We start from the raw sequence: 26,322 nt of genomic DNA, 5'->3' as shown, positions 1-26,322 counted from the left end.
TAAAAAAACCAGAGTCGAAACTCTGGCTTTATAAGCATGGCTTGGCGATTTAACGTTTAGGCTTGCTGAATTTGGATCAGTTGTTCATCAAAAACAAAATCCAAGATCCCCATGGCTGCTTTTCTGCCTTCATCCACGGCAGTTACTACCAAGTCAGAACCGCGCACCATATCGCCACCGGCAAATATGTTTTGCTTGCTGGTTTGCATGGCAAAGCTTGAGCCCTCTGTCGCAATAACGCGACCACGAGAGTCGACTTCAACACCGGCATCTTTCATCCATTGAGGCGGGCTTGGTAGGAAGCCAAAGGCAATAATTACGGCATCAGCTTTCATCATGAACTCACTACCGGCAGCAAAGGTAACAGGACTTCTACGACCATTCTCATCTACTGGCCCAAGTTGAGTTTTTACAAACTTAACGCCACAAGCATTACCATTGTCATCTACGGCGACATCAAGAGGTTGAATGTTAAACTGAAAATCAACACCCTCTTCTTTGGCGTTTAACACTTCTTTGGGGGAACCCGGCATATTGCTTTCGTCACGACGATAAGCACAAGTCACCTCTGTTGCTCCTTGACGAATTGCGGTGCGAACACAATCCATCGCGGTATCACCACCGCCGAGGACAATGACTTTTTTGTTTTTAAAGCTGGTGTAGGGCTTTATGTTTTCCGTAAGCCCCATGGTGTGTTGGGTGTTAGCAATAAGGTAATCCAGTGCGCTATACACGCCAGGAGCATGCTCATTTTCAAAACCACCGGTCATATCGGTATATGTCCCTAACCCTAAAAATACCGCATCGTATTGCTCGCTGATCTCACTAAAGCTGATATCGCTACCCACATTGGTATTAAGTTTAAATTCAATGCCCATGCCTTCAAATATCTTACGACGACGTTTGATCACATCTTTTTCAAGCTTAAACGATGGAATACCAAAGGTCAGCAAGCCGCCAATTTCTGCTTGTTTATCATAAACCACGGCTTTGATGCCATTACGGGTAAGGACATCGGCACACGCTAAACCAGCAGGTCCGGCACCGATAACGGCTACGGTTTTACCTGTTGGAACAACTTTACTCAGGTCGGGGGTCCAACCTTGGGCAAAGGCGGTATCGGTAATGTATTTTTCAATATTACCAATCGTTACCGCGCCAAATTCATCGTTTAGGGTACAAGCGGATTCACACAATCTGTCTTGTGGACAAACCCGGCCGCACATTTCTGGCAATGAGTTGGTTTCATGACATAACTCTGCCGCTTCTAAAATTCTGCCTTCGGTAACCAATTCTAACCATTGTGGAATGTAGTTATGTACCGGACATTTCCATTCACAGTACGGGTTACCACAGTCTAAACAACGGTCGGCTTGACCTTCACTTTGTTCATTACTTAGTGGTTGGTAAATTTCAACGAAATTAGCCTTGCGCAAATCGATGGCTTTTTTCGGTGGATCAATTCGTTTTACATCAATAAATTGATAAACATTCTTACTCATAATTCTTACTAACCTTCTACTCTTAACTCAGCTGATGAACGGCTGCGATGGCCTAATAATGTTTTTACATCAGTAGCTGTCGGTTTGATCAATTTAAATTTCGGTGAAAATTCGTTGAAATTCTCAAGAATATATTCAGCTCTCAGGCTGCCGGTTTCTTCAAAATGGTGGTTGATAATGCCACGTAAATGTTCTTGATGAATCGCTAATTCAGTAAGCTCTATTATTTCAATAGACTCGCCATTTAAACGTACATCCAAATCATCATGCTCATCTAAGACATAAGCAAAACCACCCGTCATACCCGCACCAAAGTTCAGTCCGACAGCGCCTAAGAAGGTCACAATACCACCGGTCATGTATTCACAAGCGTGATCGCCAGCACCTTCAACCACGGCACTACAACCTGAGTTACGTACGGCAAAACGTTCACCTGCACAACCTGCGGCATATAAGTGGCCACCGGTTGCACCATACAAACAGGTATTACCCATAATTGGCGTTAGATGACTTTGATAAGTGACACCTTTTGGCGGCATGATAGTGATTGTACCACCAGCCATACCTTTACCGACGTAATCGTTGGCATCGCCAGTAAGGGTGATATTCAAGCCACCGGCATTCCAGCAAGCAAATGATTGACCAACCGTACCGGTTAAATGCAGATGAATAGGGTTTGAACTCATCCCCTGGTTACCGTGATGACGAGCAATTTCTCCAGAGATCAACGCGCCAACTGAACGGTCAGTATTCTGCGCTGAAAAATGGTAGTCGCCACCCGTTTTCTCTAATATCGCATCTTGTACTTGCGCTAAAATATTGTGGTTAAGCTCAGCTTTATCAAACGGTTCGTTTGCTTCAGTTTGATGTAAAGCACTGCCTTCTGGTGCCACCACATCGGCGATAATGCCGGATAAATCGAGTTTTTGCTGCTTCGCGGTGATACCCTCTAGTTCTACCAACAAATCGTTACGACCAATTAACGTGGTTAACGATTCAACCCCTAATTGCGCCAGAATTTCACGAACTTCCTGGGCGACAAAACGGAAGTAATTCATTACCTGCTCAGGCAAGCCTTTAAAGTATTCGTCGCGCAACAATTGATCTTGGGTGGCAACACCGGTGGCACAGTTATTGAGATGACAAATTCGTAAGAATTTACAGCCCAACGCCACCATAGGCACTGTACCAAAACCAAAACTTTCGGCACCTAAAATTGCCGCTTTGACAATATCAACACCAGTTTTCAGACCGCCATCGACTTGTAAACGTACTTTATGACGTAAACCATTGGCGACTAATGATTGATGTGCTTCTGCTAAGCCGAGCTCCCATGGACAACCCGCGTATTTAACCGAAGTTAACGGGCTGGCACCGGTACCACCGTCATAACCTGAGATGGTAATGAAATCGGCATACGCTTTGGCAACCCCTGAGGCGATAGTGCCAACACCTGGACCTGAAACTAATTTAACCGAGACGATACAGGTTGGGTTCACTTGTTTTAAATCGAAAATTAGCTGAGCCAAATCTTCAATGGAGTAAATATCGTGATGTGGTGGTGGTGAAATCAGCGTCACACCAGGCACCGAGAAACGCAGTTTGGCGATCAGTGGTGTTACTTTATCGCCTGGTAATTGACCACCTTCACCAGGTTTTGCCCCTTGTGCAACTTTAATCTGCAGCACATCGGCATTGACCAGGTAATGTGGAGTTACACCAAAACGGCCAGAAGCCACTTGTTTAATACGTGAGTTACGCACCGTACCAAAACGGCTGGCATCTTCACCACCTTCCCCCGAGTTTGATGAGCCACCTAAACGGTTCATTGCAATGGCTAACGCTTCATGAGCTTCAGGGCTTAAGGCACCAATGCTCATCGCCGCGCTGTCAAAACGTTTAAACATTTCAGTATCGGCTTCCACCTTATCAATACTGATTGACTCGGTATCATCTTTTAAGGCAATTAAATCACGCAATGTCGCTGGCGGGCGAGTGTTTACATGGTCGGCAAATACTTTGTAATCGTCATAGTTACCAGTTTTTACCGAATTTTGTAAGCTGGCGACAACATCCGGGTTAAAGCAGTGATATTCTTCACCGTGGACGTATTTCAACTGGCCACCATGAGTGATTTTCTGATGGGGTAACCAGGCTCTACGTGCCAAGTTAACGTTGTCTTGTTCAATATCACTAAAGTCACTACCTTCGATACGACTCGGAATACCCGGGAAACAAAGCTCCATAATGGTTGAAGATAGACCAACCACTTCAAACAAACCGGCACAACGATAACTGGCAATGGTGGAAATGCCCATTTTCGATAAGATTTTTAATAAACCTTTATTAATCGCATTGCGGTAATTCTCTACCGCATCACGAGGTGATATTTGCAATTGGCCTTGTTCAACCAGCTGTTCTATGGTTTCGTATGCCATAAATGGATATACAGCGGTTGCCCCTAAACCAAGCAATACGGCAAAATGATGGGGATCACGGGCCGAAGCAGTTTCTACCACAATGTTTGAATCACAACGCAGGTTTTCATTCACCAGACGTTGTTGTACGGCACCAACGGCCATCGCCGCAGGAATTAGCAGGGTGTTTTTGGCAATGTCACGGTCACTTAATATTAAAATAACGGTGTTGCTGTTGCGCACCAGATCAACCGCTTTATCACATACTCGTTGAATCGCTGCCTCTAACCCTTCTGCTGGCGCATAGTTCAAACAAATAGTGTCAGAACGGTAAGATTCTGGGTTAAACTCTCTGAGTTGCTTAATGCCGGTATACATCAGTATTGGCGTGTCAAATAACACTCTGTCGGCATGACCTGTGGTTTCATTGAAGACATTATGCTCACGACCAATACAGGTGCCCAATGACATCACAAAGCGCTCACGCAGTGGGTCGATAGGCGGGTTGGTGACTTGCGCAAACTGCTGACGGAAGTAATCGTAAAGCGTTCTCGATTTGCTCGATAATACTGCCATCGGCGTATCATCGCCCATGGAACCAGTCGCTTCCTGACCGTTTTCGGCCATGGTTTTTATCACCTGCTGAATTTCTTCGTACGAGTAGTTAAACAACTTATGAAATTCATTCATTTGCTGATCACTAAAGCTGCGTTTACCGATAAGTTCGGCTTCAAGTTGATCAAAGGGGACTAAATGACGAATGTTGTTGTTCAGCCATTCACGATATGGGTGACGCGATTTCAGTTCATTATCGATGTCGGATGATTTCATTAATGTACCGGTGTAGGTATCGACCGATAACATTTCGCCTGGGCCCACTCGGCCTTTTTCAACCACTTCATCTTCGCCGTATTCCCAAATGCCAACTTCTGAGGCAAGGGTAATGAAACCGTTACGAGTTCTGACATAGCGTGCCGGACGTAAGCCGTTACGATCCAGGTTACAAGCCACGTGACGACCGTTGGTCATTACGATGCCCGCTGGACCATCCCAAGGCTCCATATGCATAGAGTTGAATTCGTAAAAAGCTCTTAAATCATCGTCCATGGAAGGATTGTTTTGCCAGGCGGGTGGCATTAACAAGCGCATGCCACGGTATAAATCCATACCGCCGGCCATGAACAATTCCAGCATATTATCTAATGACGATGAATCGGAACCACTTTCATTGACAAATGGTGCGGCCTCTTTCAAATCAGGCATTAACGGCGTGCTAAATTTATAGGTACGGGCACGACTCCATTGGCGGTTACCACGAATGGTATTGATTTCACCATTATGGGCTAAATATCTAAACGGCTGAGCCAAATGCCATTGTGGTGAGGTATTGGTTGAAAAGCGTTGATGAAATACACAAATCGCCGTTTGCATTCGAATATCGGCCAAATCCAAATAAAAGTTTGGTAAATCTTTTGGCATCACCAAACCTTTATAGATGGTGACTAAACCCGATAAACTGGCAACGTAAAAACGGCTATCGGTGATGCGTTTTTCGGCACGGCGTCTGGCCATGTATAAACGACGTTCGATATCCTGCGAGCGCCAGCCCGAAGGACCGTTTACAAATACTTGTTCTATACTCGGTAAATTTCCTTTGGCAATAGCGCCCAGGATGTTTACATCGACAGGCACGGTGCGCCAACCGACCACTTCCAGAGTTTCTTGTTCAAGCTCTTGCTCTAGTATTTTTTTACATTCAGCAGCGGCGATCGGATCTGGATTTAAAAATACGGTACCAACCGCATACTTTGCGTTAAGGTTCCATTGTTTTTCTTCAGCGACAGCTCTAAAAAAGCTATCCGGTATTTGCATTAATAAGCCACAACCATCGCCTGTTTTGCCGTCAGCAGCAATACCACCACGATGTTGCATGCGATCCAAAGCTGAAATGGCGGTTTTAATAAGCTTATGACTCGTCTCACCTTCTTGGTGCGCGATTAAGCCAAATCCACAATTGTCTTTTTGATAATTCGGATCATATAGTTGCATGCATGTTATCTCCTGTAAATTTCGCGCTGGCGTGGTTTTGCAATCTGGAATAAGAATAACTAAAAATTGAATAATTATAGCAAAACCCCAACGGGGGAACCTTGTACAATATAGGGATGTAAAGCAAAGGTCAATGGAAAATAGAGTGATTACTCTGTTTTTCTGGTTGCTGTATTAACTTACCGATAACATCTGCTGGCTTGTTGTTTTTGCTAAGTCCAGTAAAAACAAGGGGTAAAGCAGCTTTGTAATAAAAGCTGAAAACTTTTGGGTTGAATTCTATCTGGGAGTAAAAAACTATGAAAAATATGGTGGCTAAAGTGACAGTTATTTACTATTCACTATTTATTCAATAGAAAGAGACAAAAAAGCCGAGATAGTCTCGGCTTCAGCGATTATGGCGATAGCAAGCGACATAAATAATGATCACTTAGCGATAGCTAAAAAGAGCTTGCTATCAGGACGTTAAGGGTTAAGCCTGGTAGCCGTTTTTGATACCTTTAGTCGTTACCGCGATGGCATCGTGAGCATGAAGCGATTCTAGGTGGTTTATCTTTACCCAAAAATCGTCGTAGCCCTCAATCAGGTTCATCGCATGTTGTACGCGGCGGGCGGCGTCTTCACAAAACATCAGGTTTTGACCATTTAGACGAGCAAATTCTTGTTCGTCTTCACGTTTAACCGCAGCCTGTACCGGTGTTTGTAAGGCCGCCTCTACGGTATCGACGATATCGGTTAACGGAAAGCTGCTTACTTTTGAATTTAATTTAACTTTCATTTCCGCAATTGAGCGTTGGCTGTGCGGTGTTGCTATAATACCTTCGGTGCTACCTAACCAGGCATGAACATCGGCTTTATCGACACTCTGTTGTTGCCCAAATTTTTCGGTAAATGCTTGCTGAATAAGCTGACGTGCAAGAGCCGCAGAACATGGACACGTTGATGAATAGGCAATATCTACGCATAATTCAATATCAAATTTACCTTTATCCAATTTACCGATAATGGTTACCGGATATACGCGCCAGCCTTTTTTACCACTAATTAACGCTTCACGGCGCATTGGGTAATCAAAACTGAATTTCACATAAGCGGTATCACTTAAGTCTTCATGCGAACTGATAAACTCATTTAATAGCGTGACTAATGACTGGTAATTGAGCACATTATTACTGGCTAACTCATCCAGTAATAGGTAAAGACGAGACATGTGGATGCCTTTCGCTTTCGGGTCGTTTAAATTCACGAACGCATCGATATGGGCTGAAACAACACGTTCGGCTTCATCTTTAGCTGCTACCATTACCGGCATTTCAATATTACCCATACCCACTCTATCAAGAGTACCTTCGGTTTGTGCCGCGGTTTGGTTGGCTATATCTGGCATTGATGTAGGCATTTTAACTGTGCTTCCTATTTATTTGTTCGTTTAATGTAACTGTCGTTTAAAACTACTGCATATCGCAGGGCGCATATTCTAGCGAAACTAACGACATTTTTTTACTTTTTTTTAGTTTTTTCTGTGAAAACCAAAAGACCAAGTAAAATGGTCGGCTATTTTGAATGAATTACGCACTAAAATCAATATTTATACCCGTGCTACTTCAAAGTGAAAGTGAAACGTACATCTTGAGGTAGCACGGGTATAAAAGGACGCAACCCGTTTGCAACTATATGCCCAGGTAAGAAATTGGTTAAAGTTGTTAACTTTAGGCTGATTATTTGTGGTTTAAATGTAGTTTCTTTTGCGTTCTGTATTTTTTTAAAGCAGCCCCTGTTTTTTCGTGCTATGTTTTGCCAAATATATAAGCATAGATAAAGCATTAATTCCCAGGAGAACAGGTAATGGACTTTCTTGATGATACCTTAATTGAACAATACCTTGATGTATTGGGCTTTGACGTGTTTCTGCAAACCGTTGCACTATATGTAGAACAATCGTCGATATACCTTCAGCAATTAGATCAGGCTATCGAGCAACAAGACTATGCAATGTGGCAAGAGAGCTGCCATATTCTTAAATCCGCGTCGGGCAACACCGGGTTAAAGCAAGTGTTTAGCAAAGCCGGTGAGTTAGAATATTCAACACAAGAATTTACTAAATTAGCGCAAGGGCTAGCTGAGTTAAAACAGTTAAATAAAGTCAGTATCGAACGGATACAAAAAAGGCTAGCTTAACGCTAGCCTCACTCAGGGCAATGAAGTGTTGCTTACCCTAGTTCAGGTTATCCAGTGAACCCACAAAACGATAGCCTTCGCCGTGTATGGTGTTGATAAACTCAGGGCTAGCATCATCGCTTTCAAAGTGTTTGCGTAAACGACGAATTGTCACATCTACGGTTCGATCATTTTCACGTAAATCACGACCGGTCATCTCCTGAATAAGATCCTGACGGGTGACAATTTTTCCACGGTTAGCCATTAACAACCGTAATGCACGATATTCACCACGTGGAATTGGAAAAGTATTTCCCTGTGGCGACGTCATTTGACGTGAATTTGGGTCTAATTGCCAGTTATTAAAGTTGATCATCAAAGTATCTGCTACCACTGCCGGACTGTCTGTTGGCGCCATACGCTTTAATAAATTACGCACTCGAATGGTTAATTCGCGCGGGTTAAAGGGTTTAGTGATGTAATCATCAGCACCAATTTCTAACCCTAATACTTTATCAACTTCACTGTCGCGACCAGTAATAAAAATTAACCCGGTTTCTTTTTTCTCGACTAACTCTCGGGCTAGTAATAAACCGTTTTTACCCGGTAAATTGACATCCATTAATACTAAATCAATGTCGTTGCTTTGCAACTGCTGGCTCATACTCTCACCATTTGTTGCCACAAAAGTGTTATAACCTTCTGCTTCAAATAAGTGCTTCAGGCTTACCCGTGTTACTTCTTCATCTTCAACAATTAAAATATTTGCTTGTGCTTGATTGTTCATATCGACCTCTGATAATTAAACGTTAACAAGTATTGTTTACTTGCTGTTCAGAAAAAGTTGCTGTTTAAGCCAATTGATTTCTGTTCAAAAATGTACGTTGCCTATCTTAGAGAAAGTTGAGAACGAAACAATGGTGAAATTGTTGTAAAAATGTAAGTTAAAATTTGTAAACGGATTACTGGTATGATTAGTTAAGTTGTTGATTCTATTGGTTATGATTTTTGTTATTGATGTTTTTTGAAAAAAATGAATTTGCAACAAATTGTTATCAGCACGGCATTTTCGAGTTATTGGAGTATTAATTCGGCAAAAAAATAATTAATTAATAGTAAAATTATGGTTGCTGTTAACGTTATCGAAACAGCAAAAATAAATGTGGTTATTGAATTTTACAATGGTGAATAGCAAAGCCCTTAACATTAGCAAGTTGTTCACAAGGTGCTATTTCAGCTTTGATGATCGGCGCGTATTTTAAAAAGTTATTCGCCACTATGGTTAACGTAGCATTTTTATTCAGGTGTTTTTTGATGCCTTTTAAGAAGGTTTCAGTCGCCTGATAGTTGGTTTTTATACCTTGATGAAATGGCGGGTTCGATAGCACCGCATGATATTTACCCTGCACATTACTGAGTCCGTCTGAGGCAAAGACATTACCTTTGAGCTGATTTAGTGCTAATGTTTGTTTGGCACTGGCAATGGCCAACGCGTTTACATCCAGCATATCTACTTCGGTGTTGCTATTTACTTTATTTACATAGCTGCCAATAATGCCGGCGCCACAACCAAAGTCCAGTACTTTGCCCGAAATGCCCTTGGGCAAATGTTCTAACAACAATTGGGTGCCATTATCTAATTCACCATTACTAAATACTCCAGGTAAAGACGCTACCTTAATTTCTAAATCGTTTACTTTTACGATGAAATGCTCATACCATTGGGCTAAATTAAACTCTGATGCAACATTATTAAAAATAATTTCATACAAAATACAATGGCGCGCAGAATCTATTTTACTTGAACTTAAGCAATACTCGTTACTGAGCTTTTCTGCTGATTTAACCCCGCCCTTGTTTTCACCAACAACAAGGATTACCGCATTGTCGGCTAGGATAGGTGCCAACATGGCCAATAAAAATTGATATTCTTTTTTCGACTTGGGGAAATAAATGATCGCTAAATCATGCTTAACTTCACTTTGATAATGTTCCGAAAACACACAGTTTATTTGTTCACTAAAGCGCGATGCTATGCTTTGGTGTTGCGCGAAATTCACTTGGTAACTGCTAATTTTTGCCATAGGGGCAGCCGCTTGCAAATGGCTAAAAAAATCGCTATCAGGACAACCGACGACTAAAGGTGAGTTACTTTGTAATAAGTCTTCATTGCGTAATAGCAATTGTGAAGGATTTGATAATGACATGGTTAAATTACTCAGCTTCAGTGATAACGGCGAATTGGATTATGGCTATTTTCTTAATTAAGCAGAGATTAGTAAAGAAAATATTTATCAATCTGAGCTTAATTTGTATTTAACGATAACTAATTCCTAATATGACTAACGCAATGTGGACTCATTGATTGCAATATCAATGAAGAAATGATTAAATAACCGCCATTGAATCCTCATTAATTTCATTAACGGGGAGCAGAAGAGGAGCGTTAACCAGGCAGTTATCTCGAGGGGCCTCACCCCGTAGACAGGTAACCAGGGGGATTAACGCCGAGATGACAGTCATAAGGTAATACTGTTGTCGGACGATTGGGTTGAATCCCGTCGGCTGTCACTTAACGATACCCTTAAGGGTTTATTTGGTTTAAGTGGAGAGCTTCTGGTATTGACGCTTAACGCGTGAATTCCTGTCCTTTCTACTTGTCTCAAATACTAATATCAATATTTAAATACTGGTACAATGCGCGGCAATTAACGGCATTTGCCTCGCATACCAATTTGCTTCATTCAAAATGAGCGAACAACGAGTCAATTTGGTATCACTAGCAGTAAAGAGATTTAACATGGCAACTTTTCAACTTAATGATTTTTATGTATGGACAGCGTTAATCACCCCGTTCGATCAACATGGCGCGGTAGATTACGACTCTTTGGCAAAAATAGTTGATGACCAGCAACAAGCTGGCAATGGTATTTTGATTTGTGGCAGCACCGGCGAAGGTCTGGCCATTGAGCAAGAAGAACAATTAAGAATTGTTAAATTTATTTGTGAGTTAAAACCACAAGTACCATTGATGGTGTCGGTGGGCGGTGCCAATTTACCAGCGCAAACGGCATGGATTAACGCTTGCAATGAATTGCCAATCGATTGTTATTTATTAACGGTGCCATTGTATGCCAAGCCTGGTGTGGTTGGCCAAAGCCAATGGTTTTCAGCGTTAATGGATGCGGCAAAATTTCCTTGTATGCTATATAACGTACCGTCTCGCTCTGGGGTGAGTATTCCAAAACAAACCGTGAAAAACTTGGCAAATCACAAAAACTTATGGGCATTAAAAGAAGCCAGTGGTGATATCAATGAGTTTTTAGGCTTTGTTGAAGCCGCGCCGCAACTGAAAATGTATTCGGGTGAAGATGCGTTAATGCCGTATTTGGCATCGGCTGGTGCGGTTGGATTAGTTTCTGTCTGTGCCAATGCCTGGCCTGAGGCGACCAATTTATACGTAGAAAAAGCTCTAGCCGGTTACAGCGACGAATTATTTCCAACCTGGTATAACGCCATTAATTCATTGTTTGAAGTGTCAAATCCTATCCCGGTTAAAGTATTAATGCACAAGCAGGCAGTGATCAATACGCCAGTTTTACGTGCGCCACTCACTCATTTAGAACTTGAGTGCGATGCCGCAGTAACGGCTGCAGATTCTGCGATAACCGAATGGTTATGTCAAAGCCGCTCGGCGCTTCGAGCAGTTAACTAAAATTCAGACAAATAAATTTTAAACTTTCAACGGGAAAGGCTTTATACCAATCGCAGAGTGACTCATTCTTTATGCAGATTGGTTTTATTCGCTTATTTCTTGTTGAAAGTAGTTCATACAATGTTGATAAAAAGACTGAGTAAGCCTGTTCATCGGGGCATGGGCAGAGGTTATAAATCCATATTCATGTTTGATCTGCGGATGAAAGGGCACCAGAACTAACCCTTCTTCTTCGTATTGTTTCGCCAGTAATTCGTTAACAATGGCGATGCCAATATTTCTCTTGGCGAACGTACAGGCTATGGCCACCGTATGAGTTTCTACTTTTACCCGCATACGTACATTTTTTTGCCGAAATATATTCTCTATTTGCAGTCTGGAATAGCGACCTTTTCCTAAAAGAATTAAATTTTCATTTTGCAGATCACTCGGCTGAATTTTTTTTAGTTTGGCCAGTTTATGATCACGAGCTATAGCGCAAACCGTGCCATTGGTAATTATGCTTTCACATATTAGCCCTGGATGACTCTCTGGGAGCTGTATAAAACCACAATCTGCTGAACGATGAGCGACGATTTCTCTCGCTCGTTCAGGGCTGTGGGTATCTAAACTGATATTGACCTGCGGATGGTCTGTTAAAAAGCTTTCTACCACATCGGCAAGCGGTCCGGCAATAAAACTGTTCGGCGCGACAATTTTTAATAAACCGAGGTTAGATTTGAAAATATTTTGTGCCAGCAGAGATATCCTATCGACGCTGGTTAGTGTTAGTTCAACTTCTTTGATAAGTGCCAAGGCTTCATCACTTGGAATTAATCGACCTTTCTCCCGGTAAAATAACTGAAAGCCAATATGCTCTTCCAATAGCGCCAGCAATCGGCTAATGCCGGGTTGGGTTAAACCCAGCTGTTTGGCAGCCGCCGTGGCAGAGCCGGTCTGAATAATCGCCCTGAATGCTTCTAAACTTTTGATGCTAATGTTGCTAGTCGGTGTTGTCATGTCACTCTCCACTCCATAACAAATTGTTATGTACTAATGAGTTTTTTTCATAATATTGCATAAAGTTGCAATAATTGTAAAGTGTAAGAAATACACAGAATAATTGTTTCAATTGATAATGAGAGCTTGGAGAGAGTGAGATGAATACGCAAATGTTCCGAAAATCAGCCATCGCAATAGCAATAATCAGTGCCTGTACCTTTGGTACTGGCCCTGTTTTTTCCGCCGAAGAAAGTGAAGAAGTAAACCAAGACATGGAAGTTATTGCCGTAACTGGTTCTAGAATTAAGCGCCAAAGAGAAACCCCTAGTCCGGTGCAAGATCTAGATGCGGAAGCATTAAATCAAACCGGCTCGTTATCGTTAGGCGAGGTGCTACAAACATTGCCATCGGTAGGCTCTAGTCTAAATGGCAATGGTTCATCCGGTACCAGTCATGGTACCAGTAGCCTGAACTTACGTAACCTTGGTGCGAATAGATCCCTTGTTCTGGTTAATGGCCAGCGCTGGGTAAACGGTGCCGGTACTCGTGGTTTTCGTGATTTTGTCGATATGAATACCATTCCGCAAGCCATTGTCAATCGCGTTGAAGTGCTACAAGACGGAGCAACTGCCATTTATGGTGCCGATGCCATTGCCGGTGTGGTAAATATTTACACCCATTCTGACTTTGTTGGTACCAAGATTAAAACCTATTACGGGCAATCATCGGAGGGAGATCGTGAATCGGTTAACCTTGATCTATTATGGGGCAAAGATTTTGGCGACAGCAACCTGATGTTTGCCGCCAGTTATTCAGACCAAAAGCCAGTGTATACTCAAGATAGAGCATTAACCGCGGTACCACTTAATGGCCTAACGTCAGCAACACCGGAAGGACTATTTAGAGAGGACGGTTTAGCCGGTATTGTCGATTTCGATGTGCCAGCAGGCGGCATAACCCGAGATGCTGGGATTGACGGTTCAGACATCTCAAATTGGCGGGCAACGACAAGTGATGACAAATATAATCGTTATTACAATAATTACGTTGTTGGACCCAGTGAACGCACCGCCTTGTATGCTCAAGCGTTGGTTCCTTTTGACAACGTTAACCTAAGAATTGAAGCGTTATACAATCAACGTAAATCGGATCAACAATTTTCAGAGGCTCTTTCAGCCGTAAGAGGCAGCCGTGGTTTTAGCATTGCCAACGATCCTTCGGTAAACCCTTTTGGCGTTGAATTTTCGGGCAGTGATTTCCGTCATAGTGCATTCTTTAGAGATAATGGTTATCGGGTAAACGCGCAAGATGTTGAGACCACTCGATTGGGCATTGGTCTGGATGGTGAAGTAGGCAACGATTGGAGTTGGGACGCCTACTTATCCTGGGCGCAAAACAAAGGTGAATTTACCTCAAATAATCAAATGCATCTAGACAAATTGGCATTGGGCTTGCGTGCTTGTGATACCTCAGATATTGAGGGCGATGTTTCCGATCTCGCTGTTGGTTGTGTGCCTGTTAACCTGTTCAATCCGTTAACTGACGATATGGTGAACTACATTAACTTTACCGGCCATGATAAAAATGAAGCGAGCCAGGTAGATTTTACCCTGAATGCAACCGGGTTTCTTTTTGAATTACCTGCGGGTGATTTAGCCATGGCTGTCGGTATCGAATATCGTAAAGAGAAAGGCGAAGACACCCCTGACAGTGTCATTAGCTCGGCACCACGACTTAATTCCTATCGCACCACATCATCGTCTCCGCGCTTGGGTACTGTGGGTGAATACGATTTGAAAGAAGCCTATATTGAGTTAAGTGTGCCATTGCTCGAGGGTGAGCCTATGGCCGAATACCTGGAATTAAGCTTAGCGACCCGATATTCCGATTACAGCACCTTTGGTAGCACCACCAACAGTAAAGCCGGCGTGTTATATACACCGACAGAGGGACTTTCTTTTCGAGGAACATGGGCCGAAGGCTTTCGGGCGCCATCGATATTAGAACTGTTTGAAGGCCAACGAGTAACGTTTAATCCGGTAGTCGACCCTTGTGCCGAAGATAAAAGCTTACCGGGTTGTACCGGTGTGCCTGAAAGCTATCAGCAAGAAGATAGCAACGTGCAAATCACCACCGGCGGAAATAACTTATTGCAGCCGGAAACATCAGAAAACACCTCGTTTGGTTTAATTTACATGCCGACGTTCTTCGATGATTTTAGCATCACGGTTGACTGGTATGACATAGATATCGACAACACCATCAGTGAATTTGGTTCACAAAACATTTTAGACTTATGTGCTTACACCAATAAAAATTGTGAGGTGATCACCCGTAATAGCCTTGGTGAAATTGATAATATTGTAGATGGTCCGGTGAATATTAATAAAACAAGCGTCAGTGGCATGGATGTGGTGATGAAATACGGCATGGCAAACCAAACTGGCGAATGGGATTTTTCGGTTAACGTTTCGAAACTGAATGAACTGACCGAAGTTTCAACATTATCGGATGGCAGTACCCAGGAAGTAGACTTGGTCGGCACCGCAGCATCAAGAGAATCGTACCCAGAATGGCGTGGCGCACTATCGGCTAGTTGGAAACACAACGATTGGTTTGCTGCCTACAGTGCGCGATACATTGGCGGCACCACAGAAATGGTAAGCAATGAGCCCAGAGATATCGGCTCGGTGACCTATCACAATATTTCTGGCGGTTATCATTTTGACAATGGCTTATCATTCAAACTTGGCATTAATAATGTTGCCGATAAGCAGCCACCATCGTCTTTTACCAACAAAAATATTAACTTTGATCAAAATACCTATGACCCTATTGGACGATTTTTCTTCGTACAAGTGGATTATAAATTATAAATCTTAGTGTGAATCTGTGGCCTGTCATTTGGCAGGCACATTTCCCTTTCCAATATTTTGTGGGTAATTAATAAGATGAAATCACCATTTACACTTTTATCGCCAGCAGAAAAAGACTGTTTACCTTTAGTCTTTGATTCTCCTCATAGCGGTATTCATGTGCCAACAGATTTTCAATCAAACGCTTCCGCGGCGCAATTAAAAACTGGTTGGGATGCGTTTATTGAACATCTTTGGCAAGATGTGGTAGCAATTGGCGGGCATTTATTGCATGCGAATTTTTCCCGGATGTACATTGACCCAAACAGAGCCCCTAACGATATCGACCCGGCCTTGGTAGATTCCCCCTGGCAAGGTTGTCAGCCAACTAAATACAGTGAACGCGGTATGGGGCTGATTCGCCGCTACGCTTTACCTGATGTCGCTATGTATCAGCAACCACTAACCAGAGCTGAAGTGGAACAACGAATTGCCAGTTATTACCAGCCATATCATCAAACATTAGCAACAACGCTTGAGCAACTGCATAGTCAGTTTGGCGCGGTATGGCATATCGATTGTCATTCGATGAAATCGAAAGGCAATGCGATGAACATCGATAGCGGCGCCAGTCGCCCGGATATCATTCTGGGTGATAATGATGGCCTATGCGCCGGAGCCGAATTTGTTGAGGTTGTTGAACAGGCTTTTGTTAACCTTGGCTATAATGTGGTACGAAACGATCCTTATAAAGGCGGCTATTTGATCACTCATTACAGTAACGTAAAAGCAAACCGACACAGCATGCAAATTGAAATTAACAGAGCGCTGTATATGAATGAAAAAGAATTTACCCTTAACGATAACTATTTCAATTTTAAAAAAGATTTGACCAGCGTGGCGAATGATATCGCGAAATACGTTAGTAGCAACATTTAAGTTTGATCATGAATAGCGCAACCACACCCTTTAAGGAGAGCAATATGTCTGCTGAAAAACATCCCGTGAACGAGATTTCTCATGCGCATATTTCGATGCCTGAGAAAGAACACAAAACCGTGAACCCTATCATCATCTTGCTTGGCATTTTATTGCTGGCAATGTGTATGTCTTATGTGATCGATTCCGGTCGCTACGAGCGTAACGGTGCCATTGTCGTGCCAAATACTTATCAGGTAATGGACAAAGACGTTTCGATGGAAAGTGTGCTTTTTCAAAAACAGACAACGAGTGACGATCTCGCCTATCCCGTCAGTATTAGCGGAGTCTTAATGTCCATTCCTGAAGGACTGGAAAGGGGGGCTGGCCTTATTTTTATGGTGCTGATCATCGGCGGTTTGTTCGGTATTATGAGCAAAGCGGGCACCATAGATTTAGGACTTGAACGATTATTAAGCCTGGTAAAAGGTAATATTTATGTGCTCGTTATCACCTTAATGCTGGTACTTTCTGCCGGCAGTACATTTTTAGGTCTGGCTTCTGAGTACCTGCTGGTGATCCCACTTATGGTGGCCATGGCTAATCGTCTGGGCATGTCGCGTATTATTGGTTTTGCCATTGTCGCGGTATCGGTCAAAGCCGGTTATTTAGCGTCAGTGACCAATCCATTACCCCTGACCATTGCCCAGCCATTGTTGGGCTTACAAATTTTTAGTGGTGCCGGCGTTCGCTTTTTATTTTATTTAGTGTTTTTAGCCATTGGTATTGGTTTTGTGTTAATGATGATTAAACGCCAGGGATTTGATCATGACAAAGAGATCCAATTTCATTCCGATAAGCTGCCACTTCGCCATACTGTGATGTTAACGGCGCTGGCGATTGGCATTGGCTTTTTAGTTTACGCATCTAATGAATGGCATTGGAAGCACCATGCTTTGTCAGCTTATTACATTGGTTTGAGTATTTTACTCTCTGCAATGAGTGGTTTAGGTGCAAGTGCTGCGGCCGATGCCTTTGTCAGTGGCATGAAAAAAGTCCTGATGGCAAGTTTTTTAATTGGGGTTGCCACCGCGGTTGCCGTGACTTTAGAAAAAGGCCAAATTTTAGATACTGTTGTCTATTCGCTGATGTCGATTATTAATGATAGCGGGCCAACTACCTCAGCTATTGGCATGTTTTTTTCACAGTTGCTACTGGACTTCCTCATTCCTTCTACTTCTGGGCAAGCCGCGGTTAGCATGCCGATTTTGGGGCCTATTGGTCAATTATCCGGGGTGTCACCACAAACCACCGTTATCGCGTTTTTATTTGGTAATGGCATTACCAATATGTTGACTCCGACTTCTGGAACTTTACTGGCTTATTTGGCAACCGCGAGAGTGAGCTGGACCCAATGGGCAAAGTTTATTTTACCCCTTTGGGCCATTTACATTGTTGTCGCGATGATCTTACTCGCAGTCTCTGTGAATATGGGTTTTTAAAGACAACAACGGGCTCTCATTCTTTAAAGGTGAAAGTAAGTACGCAAATAATTAAGTAAGGGTAAGAAAAATGAAAATTATCAGCAAGTCATCGAACGAACAAATAAAAGAGAAAGCGGAATATGCAGAGGCATTTAATGCCAGAAAAATCATTCGTGATGATATCCGCAAAAGCTTTGTTCGAATCCTCTTAGAATCGGAGAAAGATACCCATTATGGTTTTGTGCTGGGGTATAACTAAAGCTGTGTGCACTCGAAATTGAAGGAGGGGGTGAAAGCGAGAAAGTTTGTTCCTGTTCCACAATTGCCACTATATGGTCTTTTACAGGTGAGAGACCATATAGTGGTATTCGTCGTCTAAGTGAACTTAGTAACGCTAAAAACGGGCGAAACAACAGGTGCCGGGATGGCGAGACTGCCTTCGACTTGCAGAAGCTAACCTCCCTCAAGCTCATTGCCACCCTTGGCTGGCCTTAATCATTTGTAAATATACAATACATGATGTTATTGTAAAACCACAAGTTTTTAGTTGTCGCCACTGATGGCTGTGTCGAATCTCTGCCCTTTATACTTAGGTAGTAGACTATTGTAACACCAATGAAGAATATCCTATTCCATCAGGTCCATCACCTGTGGGTAGTTCAAATAAAGTTTCACCTGATGGTATATCAATGACAATAATCTTATCTTTACCGTAGGAAGACATAAACAAAGTACGATCATCAGGATGATAAACCACACCATTAGGTATTGTTCTCCAGCCAAAATCTATTTGATGCAATTTCTTTTTATTCTTTACATCAATAATATCGAGCGTATTGTTTTTATAATCAGGGATCACGGCAAACTGCTCATCACGTGTTAATAATACCCGATAAGGAAAACTAAACCCTCGCCATTGCTTAATGAGTCCGCCATTTATTAAATTAAATACACTTACTAAACCATCCTCATTACTCCCAACCCAAAGCTCTGTTCCAGCTTTATTAATCGTTATCGCTTCGGGTACATCGGGCGTAGAAATTTTTCGTAGTAAAGTTCCAGATTGAACGTCTAATTCAGATACTGTATTAGAGTCCATATTAGTGGTGTATATACGCTCGCTAGACTCAGGCAATGCCACCATATGGGAGCCTTTCTGTTTAGTACCGATCACCTTTACAATTTGGCCTGAAGTAATATCGACTATTACCACACTGTCTGAGCCTTCAGAAGAAACAGCGACTCTTCGCTGATCTTTTAAAAACAACACTCCATGAGGCCTAGGGTATTTAGACAAATCAATTGTTTTTATTTTTCTTGCTTGTTGAACATCAAAAACCGTTAAACTATTACCGCCAATATAATCAGTGACTACAGCCAAGCGTCCATCAGCACTCATCGCCAATTCATGAGGCCCCTTGCCAGTTGTACGGGTGAATTTAATTTTACGACTCTTAAGGTCAATGAAATTAACCGTATCATCGTTTTTGTTTACGACGACTATTGTTCCTGACAAGCTCTTATCGCCAGCTATTGAGGGGGGGCAGAAGAAGTACCCAAATAGAAATATATAAACTAAGTAATTAAGAATTTTCATGGTAACTGAACATAATTAATAAAACATTTATAGAGTTGCGTACCACATAATACGGATGCCGAAGGGAAGTGCAGTATGGCGATTAAATCTTCCGGCGCATATATGTAACTGACCGCGTTGTCATTATCCAAATCATCGACATTGAGCACTTTCGCCAGTACCTCGCCTTGTTTTACGTGCTGCCCTGGTTTTACTTTATATTCAATAATGCCACCTTCCTGGGTATATAAAATTTTATAATCAGCAAGAAATACCGCGTATCGATCTATGCTGTCTGGCTGCAGGTTGGCGTCGACAAGACAGTTTTTGTAATTCAGGTAGGCCAATATGCCATTGGCGTCGTATTTTCCCGAGTCAAAATCAATAACTTCCTGACTGCCCATTTCCAGAGTAAATGCTTCCACCGGTACTGACCATTGTTGCTGCGGAAATTTAGCTGCAAGCTTGTCAGCCAGAGTCCACCAATGACAAAACATGGCTTCATCGAGGGCGCCATTAAATTGATTAGGGATGAATATCACATGCGGGATATTGAAGTACTTGGCCGAGTCTTTGGCATATTCCGGGACATAAATATGGCGGGTGGCAACAGGACCATTATGTAAATCGATGACGATATCGGCATCAAACGCTTGTGCTTGCAGCTGAAGATTTAAACGCGGTGCTAATCCTATGCCCCAGGTTTTGCTGAGCTCGGCTTCTATCGCTTGTTTTACCCGTTGCCTGAAATTGTGTTTGATCTGCTCAAATGAATCCGTTGCATTTACCGTTTCGACAAAGTCGTTGATTAATTCATCTTTAAAATAATAGCCGCGATTCCAATTTTGACCGTTGATCGGATCAAATCGCCCCAGGGTATACTCACCCGACTTGATATTTGTGCCCACCGGATTACAGTTGGGCACCAACACTACCTCGCCGCGAATTGGCGTGGTTTTCAAATATTCGATAAGGTGGTAGATCACCACATTACCTTGTACTTCGGCGCCGTGTATCGAGCTTTGAATGTACACTTTAGGGCCAGGCTGCTGCCCTTTAAAACGATAAATGGGGACATTCATTTTACGTCCCGAGGCGTTCGAGGCGACAGTTAAATGTTCTTTGTAAAAATTATTCATCGATTAGCCAAAGTGGAAGTGCTTATTGCTGTGATGATACGGTGTTTGAGTGCGCGAATCAATTTTAGACTTTGTTAGCGACTTACGTATCAGCGAGTTTTTTGTTATGTCATACTTAGCATCAATGACTAGCACCAATAACATTTGGTATTTTAATGAAAAAACAACAACAATCACCGTCAGCCGAAACGATTGCGACAGCACAAAAAGTAGCCGCGGGCATTAAAAAGCCCGGACAAACCAAAGAGCAAACTAAGCTGATTGAGCAGGGCATTCAAAAGGGCATTGAGCAGTTTAAAAAAGCGCAAAAGGCGAAATCACGTGATGCCAACAAAGCGAAAAAGAAACAGCAGAAGTTAAAAGCTGAGGCCGCCGGTGTTGACATAAATCAAGATGCATTGATAGCTAAGCAGGCGAACAATACAATTTTGCCTTGGGCGTTATTGCTAATTTCGTGGCTGGGGTTTGCCGGTTATCTTGCGCTGCAATAGATAAGCAATAATGTTAGCCGCTACCGGCTAATCATTGAACGGTATGCTCGATAAGGAAAAGCATCTTTACCATTTTGCTCGCTCTTGGTATTGCCTGTTTTTTTCGGGAGCCAATTGTTTTGCTACCGCCACTTTCTGGTTTTTACCCAAAATGATTTTCAGCTGGTAATACGACTCTTTTGCCAGCATTTTCCAGCCAGCTAACGTCCAGTTCTGGTTATACAATTTTTTCACCGCGGCCACAGAATCGGGAGAGCGATCACAGATCTGTTTGGCAAGCTCTAGTGCTTTCTCTGTTACATCATCACAGATGTGGGTCACTAAGCCGTATTGTTTCGCTTGCTCTGCGGATATTACTTTGCCGGTCATCGACAACTCTTTGGCGTGATCAATAGGCATCAACTCACGTAATGCGATATTACCACCCATATCTGGAATTAATCCCCAACGTGCTTCCATAATCGATAACGAGGCATTCGTATCTGCAATTCTAAAGTCTCCCCCTAAGGCGATTTGCATGCCGCCACCCCAGCATCTGCCTTGCATGGCAAAAATCACCGGCACCGGAATTTTGCGCCAGTTGCTACTTACCCGTTGCGCCAAGTTACTGCTGCCCGGCCATAATTTAAATAATAGCCGGCCGATATTAGATTTGTTCTGCATTACGGCTTTCACATCTAAGCCGCTGCAAAAATCTTCACCATCGCCACTGACAATAACGGCTCTGAGGTATCGATCTTTGCTTAGGTTTTTGCTCACCTTATCCAGGGCATAGAACATCTCCATATCGATGGCATTATGTTTAGCGGCGCGGTTTAAGCGCACAAAGGCAATTTGTTGTTTTATTTCTACGGTGACTCGTGGTGCAGACATGATCACTTCCCTTTATCAAATTAGGCTTAACAGCAATTGTGCTAACAGCAGCCATAAGGCGATTGCGCCAATAATATAAATAACAAAACGGTGCATAACCTTATTGTAAGTGCATTGCACTATGCTATGCAGAATTCTGCTGAACACAAAAAACCAGGATGTATAGAGTATGACCTGGTTAATGGTGTTGGTGAGTAGGGCCAGTAACATAAGGGCATAGAAGATTACCGGTAATTCAAATAAGTTTTTAAAGTTATTGGCCGGGCGGTTAATGTGCTCTGGTAACAATTGTGGAATTAACTCCGGCGACGATAGCTGTTGCGCATGTATCTTATGTTTTATCACATAGCTCAGTCGTAACGTATACATATACAGCCAAACCAGTGCGGTTAAGCACATAAGAGTGAACATTGGCGCTATAAGCTCGGTTGAGAACGCTAGCTCGGTTGAGTTCATCCTTTATCCTGTTAGTAAATTGTTAATTGCTAACTAGTACACTAACTGGTAATACCAGTATGTCAATTAAATTTACAAAAAGATATCAACAATTGATAGGCAGAGTTCAAAGAATGGTGTTAACATGTGATATTATCACAAAGTGTTATATTCACTTTCATTATAACTTTAACCATAGCTGAGTTTTGCTTTAACCATTATGAGCCTGTTTAACCGCTACCCACATAAATCGAATATATGGTCTGCAATCACGATTGTCGCCGTATTGCTATTTATGCCAGTAGCAAAAAGCCAGCATTTGTTACAACATGACTCAATTGCCGAAGAGTTACATTGTCAGGTCTGTTTGTCCTCAGCCATAGATGATTTTGTGGTTAGCGATGATTGCCAGCCTCAGTTGCAGCTACAATTATTCGACAGCGAGTTTGATTCATATGCTTCGCTTGATTTAGAGTTATTCACCCATTTCTGTGCAAGAGCACCTCCGGTTATTTTCAAAAGATAAACTTTTAATTTATGGCGCTAACTGCCATAAAATTTACTTAATATTTTTTGGAATAAAGATGAAACGAAATACATTAACCACAGCAGTGGTTTTCGCGGCTACTTGTGGTTCAGTGCAAGCGGCGCAAGATATCAACATCAGTGCGATTGTCAACGTCGGTTATACCGAACGTGAAGATTTTCAAGGCATCGCCGGTTTTGGTGTCGATGAACACGCTGCCGGCTTAAAGAGTGGCTTTTGGACCGACCATACTGAATTGGCGATAAGTGCGCCGATTGACGATATGTTCTTTGGTAAAATGACCATGGTGCTCGATGAGCATGATGGCGAAACTGAAATAGAGCTCGAAGAAGCGTTTATTCAAACCACGGGTTTGGACTATGATTTGTCGCTGCGGGCGGGGCGTTTCCTGTCGAATGTAGGCTACCTTAATGGCAAACACACCCATACCGACAGTTTTGCCGACCGGCCACTGCTGTATCGCGCCTTCATGAATGGCCATTATTTTGATGATGGTGCGCGTTTATCCTGGCTGGCACCAACCGATGTATATCTCGAATTAGGCAGCGAACTATTTAAAGGTGGGAAGATGCCGGCGTATGCATCTGGCGATGGTATTGGTGCACAATCGCTATTTGTTAAAACCGGCGGTGATTTTAACCATGAACACAGTTGGCAGCTAGGCGTCTCTTATCTGGGTTTTGATAATGATGAAGGCTTTTGTAGCGACCACGGTCATGAAGAAGAACATGAAGAAGAACATCACGAAGAGCATGATGCTGGTGCACTAGAAGATGAGCATGAGGAAGGATTTGGTGCCTGTGCATTTAGCGGCGAAAAAGACTACTACATCGTTGATGCGGTATGGAAATGGGCGCCAAATGGTAACTATAAATACCAGAACTTTACCCTGTCAGCCGAGTATTTCCGGGTTGAGGAAAAAGGCGAGTTACTTCACCAAGAAGAGCATCATGACGAAAACCCAGCCCTGCTAGAAGAGCATCACGATCCTATCGATGCTGAGCATTCGGGTTTTTATCTGAGTGCGGTCTATCAATTTAGCCCGAACTGGGCCACCGGATTACGTTATTCAGAAATTGATTTCGATGAACCTTACTCGCATGGTTTTACCCCTAGCGTAAGCACAGCTATGCTCGAGTATCGGCATTCGCACTTTTCTACGGTACGCATACAATACAGTCAGGATAAATCCACCGAACACCTTAGTGATGATCAAATCACTCTGCAGTTTTCAATGGCATTAGGAGCACATGGTGCGCATCAATTTTAAGCAAGCATTGTTGTTGGCCGGTAGTTTACTTGCCGGCGCATTATTACCGGCAAAAGCCGAGTTGAATATTTTTGCCTGTGAACCAGAGTACGCGGCACTGGCAGCAGAAATAACCGGCGAAAGTGCAAACATATTTAGCGCAACAACGGCGCAGCAAGATCCGCACTTCATTCAGGCAAGGCCAAGTTTGATCGCGAAAATGCGCCGTGCCGACTTAGTGATATGCGCAGGCGCCGATTTGGAAATCGGCTGGCTGCCTATGTTGCAAATGAAATCGAATAATCGCCAGGTGCAAACAACCGATAAAGGTTTGTTTTACGCCGCTGATCATGTGGAAAATCTTGATATTCCGGTAACGGTCGACCGTTCGATGGGAGATGTCCATACCTTAGGCAATCCGCATGTGCACTTAGATCCTGTTCGCGTCGGAAAACTGGCGACAGCACTCACCGCCAAACTTATCGACCTTGATGCGGCTAACCGTGAGCTCTATCAACAAAACTTGGCAAGTTTTAGCCAACGCTGGCAACAGGCAACGGTGAAATGGCAACAACAAGCTAAACCATTAGCCGGGATGAAAGTGATCACCTATCATGCTTCGTTTCGTTACCTGTTAGATTTTTTGGCGATGGAAAAAGTAGCCGATTTAGAGCCTAAGCCGGGTATGCCGCCAAGCAGTTCGCATTTGCGTCAGTTACTTGATATTGTCGATGAGCAACAAGTACAACTGGTGCTCTATACTGCTTATCAGGATGCGAAAGCGGCAAAGTGGCTGGCAGAAAAAGCCGGTGTTGTTCGTATGCAGTTACCCTATACCGTTGGCGGCGACCAACATGCGCAAGATCTGTTTTCGTTAATGGACAGACAAATCGCCATGTTGCTGTCAGCGAAAAGAAACTAAAGGGCTGATGCTAAATGTTTGAACTGTCTGAGTTGTTTGAAATATTACTACCTGCTTTGGTTGCTGGGGTCCTGGTGTTAAGTACCCACGTGCCTTTAGGGTATCAGGTGCTTAAACGGGGGATCATTTTCATCGATTTGGCCATCGCCCAAATTGCCGGCTTAGGGGCTGTGGTGGTAACCATTACGGATGTTGGCCATCATATACCCGGGGCAAGTTACCTCACCGCTGCAATTTTTGCGTTAACTGGCGCAGGTCTCATCGCCTTATTTGAACGCTTTGCCAAGCCACAATTGGAAGCGCTGATCGGTTGTTTGTATGTATTGTCAGCAACCGCTGCGTTTTTGCTGTTGGCCAATGATCCGCACGGTGGCGACTTATTAAAACAGGTGCTCTCAGGTCAAATTTTGTGGGTAACGTTTAGTGATTTGTATCTGCATATGGTGTTATATGCCATTATTTTGGCGCTGATGATGGTGAAACCACATTTGCTTTCGGGTAAATGGTTTTACTTCATCTTTGCTATCACCATCACCAGCTCTGTGCAAATGGTTGGGGTGTTTTTAGTGTTTAGCACCTTGATCATCCCCGCCTTGGCAACGGCGCAATTTACCCGGTTTAAGCTGCCAAGTGCCTACCTGCTAGGCTTTGTTGCCTACTTGCTTGGCCTAATTGCCTCGGCCTTGTGGGATTTACCCAGTGGTGCCGCCATTGTTTGGTCGTTGGCGTTAGTTGCCATTGTCGGTAGTGTGATGGTGCATAAATTTGGCAAAAAACTAGCACCGCAATGATAGGTTGGCGGGGTTTTAACCTGAAGGATCCCCGCAAGTTTAATCTCACGTTTCATTAACTAATTCAGTTAGAGCGAGCCTAAGTTCGCTCTTTGTTAGTCGATATTGCCTTCCTTGGTGCTGCAATAATCTCAATGCTAAATAGCCATATGATAAAACTCTTCTTTGTAAGGTGTTGGCTTGAAATTGACGGTGATAACCGTTTATTTCAGCGGCTTTAC

The 26,322-nt window shown here is 43.0% G+C and carries 21 protein-coding genes and 1 riboswitch; of the genes, 11 read left to right on the top strand and 10 right to left on the bottom strand.

Annotation, left to right across the window (positions count from 1 at the left end; all coding sequences use genetic code 11):
• Positions 1-56 precede the first annotated feature (56 nt).
• From ND16A_RS13745 to folE2, 3 genes are all read right to left on the bottom strand, one after another.
• The gene (locus ND16A_RS13745; protein ID WP_052072913.1) at positions 57-1,502 is read right to left on the bottom strand and encodes an FAD-dependent oxidoreductase; all 1,446 of its coding nucleotides are present in this window, start codon (positions 1,500-1,502) and stop codon (positions 57-59) included.
• An 8-nt stretch (positions 1,503-1,510) separates the two neighbouring features.
• Positions 1,511-5,968: a glutamate synthase large subunit gene (gltB, locus tag ND16A_RS13750; RefSeq protein WP_033076693.1), complete on the bottom strand. Its 4,458-nt coding sequence runs from the start codon at positions 5,966-5,968 to the stop codon at positions 1,511-1,513.
• 472 nt (positions 5,969-6,440) lie between these two features.
• On the bottom strand, positions 6,441-7,367 hold the full coding sequence (gene folE2 / locus ND16A_RS13755; RefSeq protein WP_033076692.1) for a GTP cyclohydrolase FolE2: 927 nt from the start codon (positions 7,365-7,367) through the stop codon (positions 6,441-6,443).
• Positions 7,368-7,813: 446 nt separating this feature from the next.
• On the opposite strand from folE2, the gene ND16A_RS13760 reads away from it, so the two are divergent.
• On the top strand, positions 7,814-8,146 hold the full coding sequence (locus ND16A_RS13760) for an Hpt domain-containing protein (protein ID WP_033076691.1): 333 nt from the start codon (positions 7,814-7,816) through the stop codon (positions 8,144-8,146).
• Positions 8,147-8,183: 37 nt separating this feature from the next.
• Here ND16A_RS13760 and arcA read toward each other — a convergent pair whose 3' ends face one another.
• Positions 8,184-8,912 (bottom strand): two-component system response regulator ArcA, encoded by a 729-nt coding sequence (gene arcA / locus ND16A_RS13765; RefSeq protein ID WP_033076690.1) that lies wholly within the window; start codon positions 8,910-8,912, stop codon positions 8,184-8,186.
• 379 nt (positions 8,913-9,291) lie between these two features.
• Positions 9,292-10,332 carry a methyltransferase gene (locus tag ND16A_RS13770; protein ID WP_033076689.1) on the bottom strand — a complete coding sequence of 347 codons (1,041 nt, stop codon included), beginning with the start codon at positions 10,330-10,332 and terminating at the stop codon, positions 9,292-9,294.
• A gap of 221 nt (positions 10,333-10,553) precedes the next feature.
• Positions 10,554-10,749: riboswitch (Lysine riboswitch) on the top strand.
• A gap of 176 nt (positions 10,750-10,925) precedes the next feature.
• Between ND16A_RS13770 and dapA the strand changes: the two genes are divergently transcribed.
• Positions 10,926-11,840, top strand: a complete 915-nt coding sequence (gene dapA, locus ND16A_RS13775) for a 4-hydroxy-tetrahydrodipicolinate synthase (protein WP_052072912.1) — start codon at positions 10,926-10,928, stop codon at positions 11,838-11,840.
• 84 nt (positions 11,841-11,924) lie between these two features.
• Here the strand turns inward: dapA and ND16A_RS13780 are convergent, their stop codons facing one another.
• On the bottom strand, positions 11,925-12,839 hold the full coding sequence (locus tag ND16A_RS13780; protein WP_033076688.1) for a LysR family transcriptional regulator: 915 nt from the start codon (positions 12,837-12,839) through the stop codon (positions 11,925-11,927).
• 140 nt (positions 12,840-12,979) lie between these two features.
• On the opposite strand from ND16A_RS13780, the gene ND16A_RS13785 reads away from it, so the two are divergent.
• The 4 genes from ND16A_RS13785 (at position 12,980) to ND16A_RS21250 (ending at position 18,337) form a co-directional block, all read left to right on the top strand.
• Positions 12,980-15,697, top strand: a complete 2,718-nt coding sequence (locus ND16A_RS13785) for a TonB-dependent receptor (RefSeq protein ID WP_033076687.1) — start codon at positions 12,980-12,982, stop codon at positions 15,695-15,697.
• Between the two features lie 75 nt (positions 15,698-15,772).
• The gene (locus ND16A_RS13790) at positions 15,773-16,615 is read left to right on the top strand and encodes an N-formylglutamate amidohydrolase (RefSeq protein WP_033076686.1); all 843 of its coding nucleotides are present in this window, start codon (positions 15,773-15,775) and stop codon (positions 16,613-16,615) included.
• 44 nt (positions 16,616-16,659) lie between these two features.
• Positions 16,660-18,096, top strand: a complete 1,437-nt coding sequence (locus tag ND16A_RS13795) for a YfcC family protein (protein WP_235281988.1) — start codon at positions 16,660-16,662, stop codon at positions 18,094-18,096.
• A 70-nt stretch (positions 18,097-18,166) separates the two neighbouring features.
• Positions 18,167-18,337 (top strand): hypothetical protein, encoded by a 171-nt coding sequence (locus ND16A_RS21250; protein ID WP_160173489.1) that lies wholly within the window; start codon positions 18,167-18,169, stop codon positions 18,335-18,337.
• Positions 18,338-18,679: 342 nt separating this feature from the next.
• On the opposite strand, the gene ND16A_RS13800 is transcribed toward ND16A_RS21250, so the two are convergent.
• A complete protein-coding gene (locus ND16A_RS13800) occupies positions 18,680-19,675 on the bottom strand; it encodes a YncE family protein (protein WP_033076685.1) in 996 nt (331 codons plus the stop codon).
• Positions 19,672-20,793, bottom strand: coding sequence for a succinylglutamate desuccinylase/aspartoacylase domain-containing protein (locus ND16A_RS13805; protein ID WP_033076684.1), 1,122 nt, complete (start codon positions 20,791-20,793; stop codon positions 19,672-19,674). Before ND16A_RS13805 ends, ND16A_RS13800 begins: the two co-directional genes overlap by 4 nt.
• Before the next feature lie 155 nt (positions 20,794-20,948).
• Between ND16A_RS13805 and ND16A_RS13810 the strand changes: the two genes are divergently transcribed.
• Complete coding sequence (locus tag ND16A_RS13810; RefSeq protein WP_033076683.1) at positions 20,949-21,284, top strand: DUF2956 family protein; 336 nt, start codon at positions 20,949-20,951, stop codon at positions 21,282-21,284.
• Positions 21,285-21,350: 66 nt separating this feature from the next.
• On the opposite strand, the gene ND16A_RS13815 is transcribed toward ND16A_RS13810, so the two are convergent.
• The gene (locus ND16A_RS13815; RefSeq protein WP_033076682.1) at positions 21,351-22,157 is read right to left on the bottom strand and encodes a crotonase/enoyl-CoA hydratase family protein; all 807 of its coding nucleotides are present in this window, start codon (positions 22,155-22,157) and stop codon (positions 21,351-21,353) included.
• Positions 22,158-22,172: 15 nt separating this feature from the next.
• Positions 22,173-22,613: an MAPEG family protein gene (locus ND16A_RS13820; protein ID WP_033076681.1), complete on the bottom strand. Its 441-nt coding sequence runs from the start codon at positions 22,611-22,613 to the stop codon at positions 22,173-22,175.
• Between the two features lie 199 nt (positions 22,614-22,812).
• Here ND16A_RS13820 and ND16A_RS13825 point away from each other — a divergent pair, with 199 nt between their 5' ends.
• The 4 genes from ND16A_RS13825 to ND16A_RS13840 are packed head-to-tail and all read left to right on the top strand — an operon-like array spanning position 22,813 to position 26,101.
• On the top strand, positions 22,813-23,118 hold the full coding sequence (locus ND16A_RS13825) for a hypothetical protein (RefSeq protein WP_033076680.1): 306 nt from the start codon (positions 22,813-22,815) through the stop codon (positions 23,116-23,118).
• A gap of 58 nt (positions 23,119-23,176) precedes the next feature.
• Entirely contained in the window at positions 23,177-24,409 is a 1,233-nt protein-coding gene (locus ND16A_RS13830) for a hypothetical protein (protein WP_052072911.1), read from the top strand.
• Entirely contained in the window at positions 24,393-25,310 is a 918-nt protein-coding gene (locus tag ND16A_RS13835) for a metal ABC transporter solute-binding protein, Zn/Mn family (RefSeq protein WP_033076742.1), read from the top strand. Before ND16A_RS13830 ends, ND16A_RS13835 begins: the two co-directional genes overlap by 17 nt.
• 14 nt (positions 25,311-25,324) lie before the next feature.
• Positions 25,325-26,101, top strand: a complete 777-nt coding sequence (locus tag ND16A_RS13840; RefSeq protein ID WP_033076679.1) for a metal ABC transporter permease — start codon at positions 25,325-25,327, stop codon at positions 26,099-26,101.
• The last annotated feature ends 221 nt before the right edge of the window (positions 26,102-26,322 follow it).

It is taken from the genome of Thalassotalea sp. ND16A (genome assembly GCF_000764205.1).
GTDB lineage: Bacteria > Pseudomonadota > Gammaproteobacteria > Enterobacterales > Alteromonadaceae > Thalassotalea_A.
This window is presented reverse-complemented; position numbering and strand designations above follow the sequence as displayed.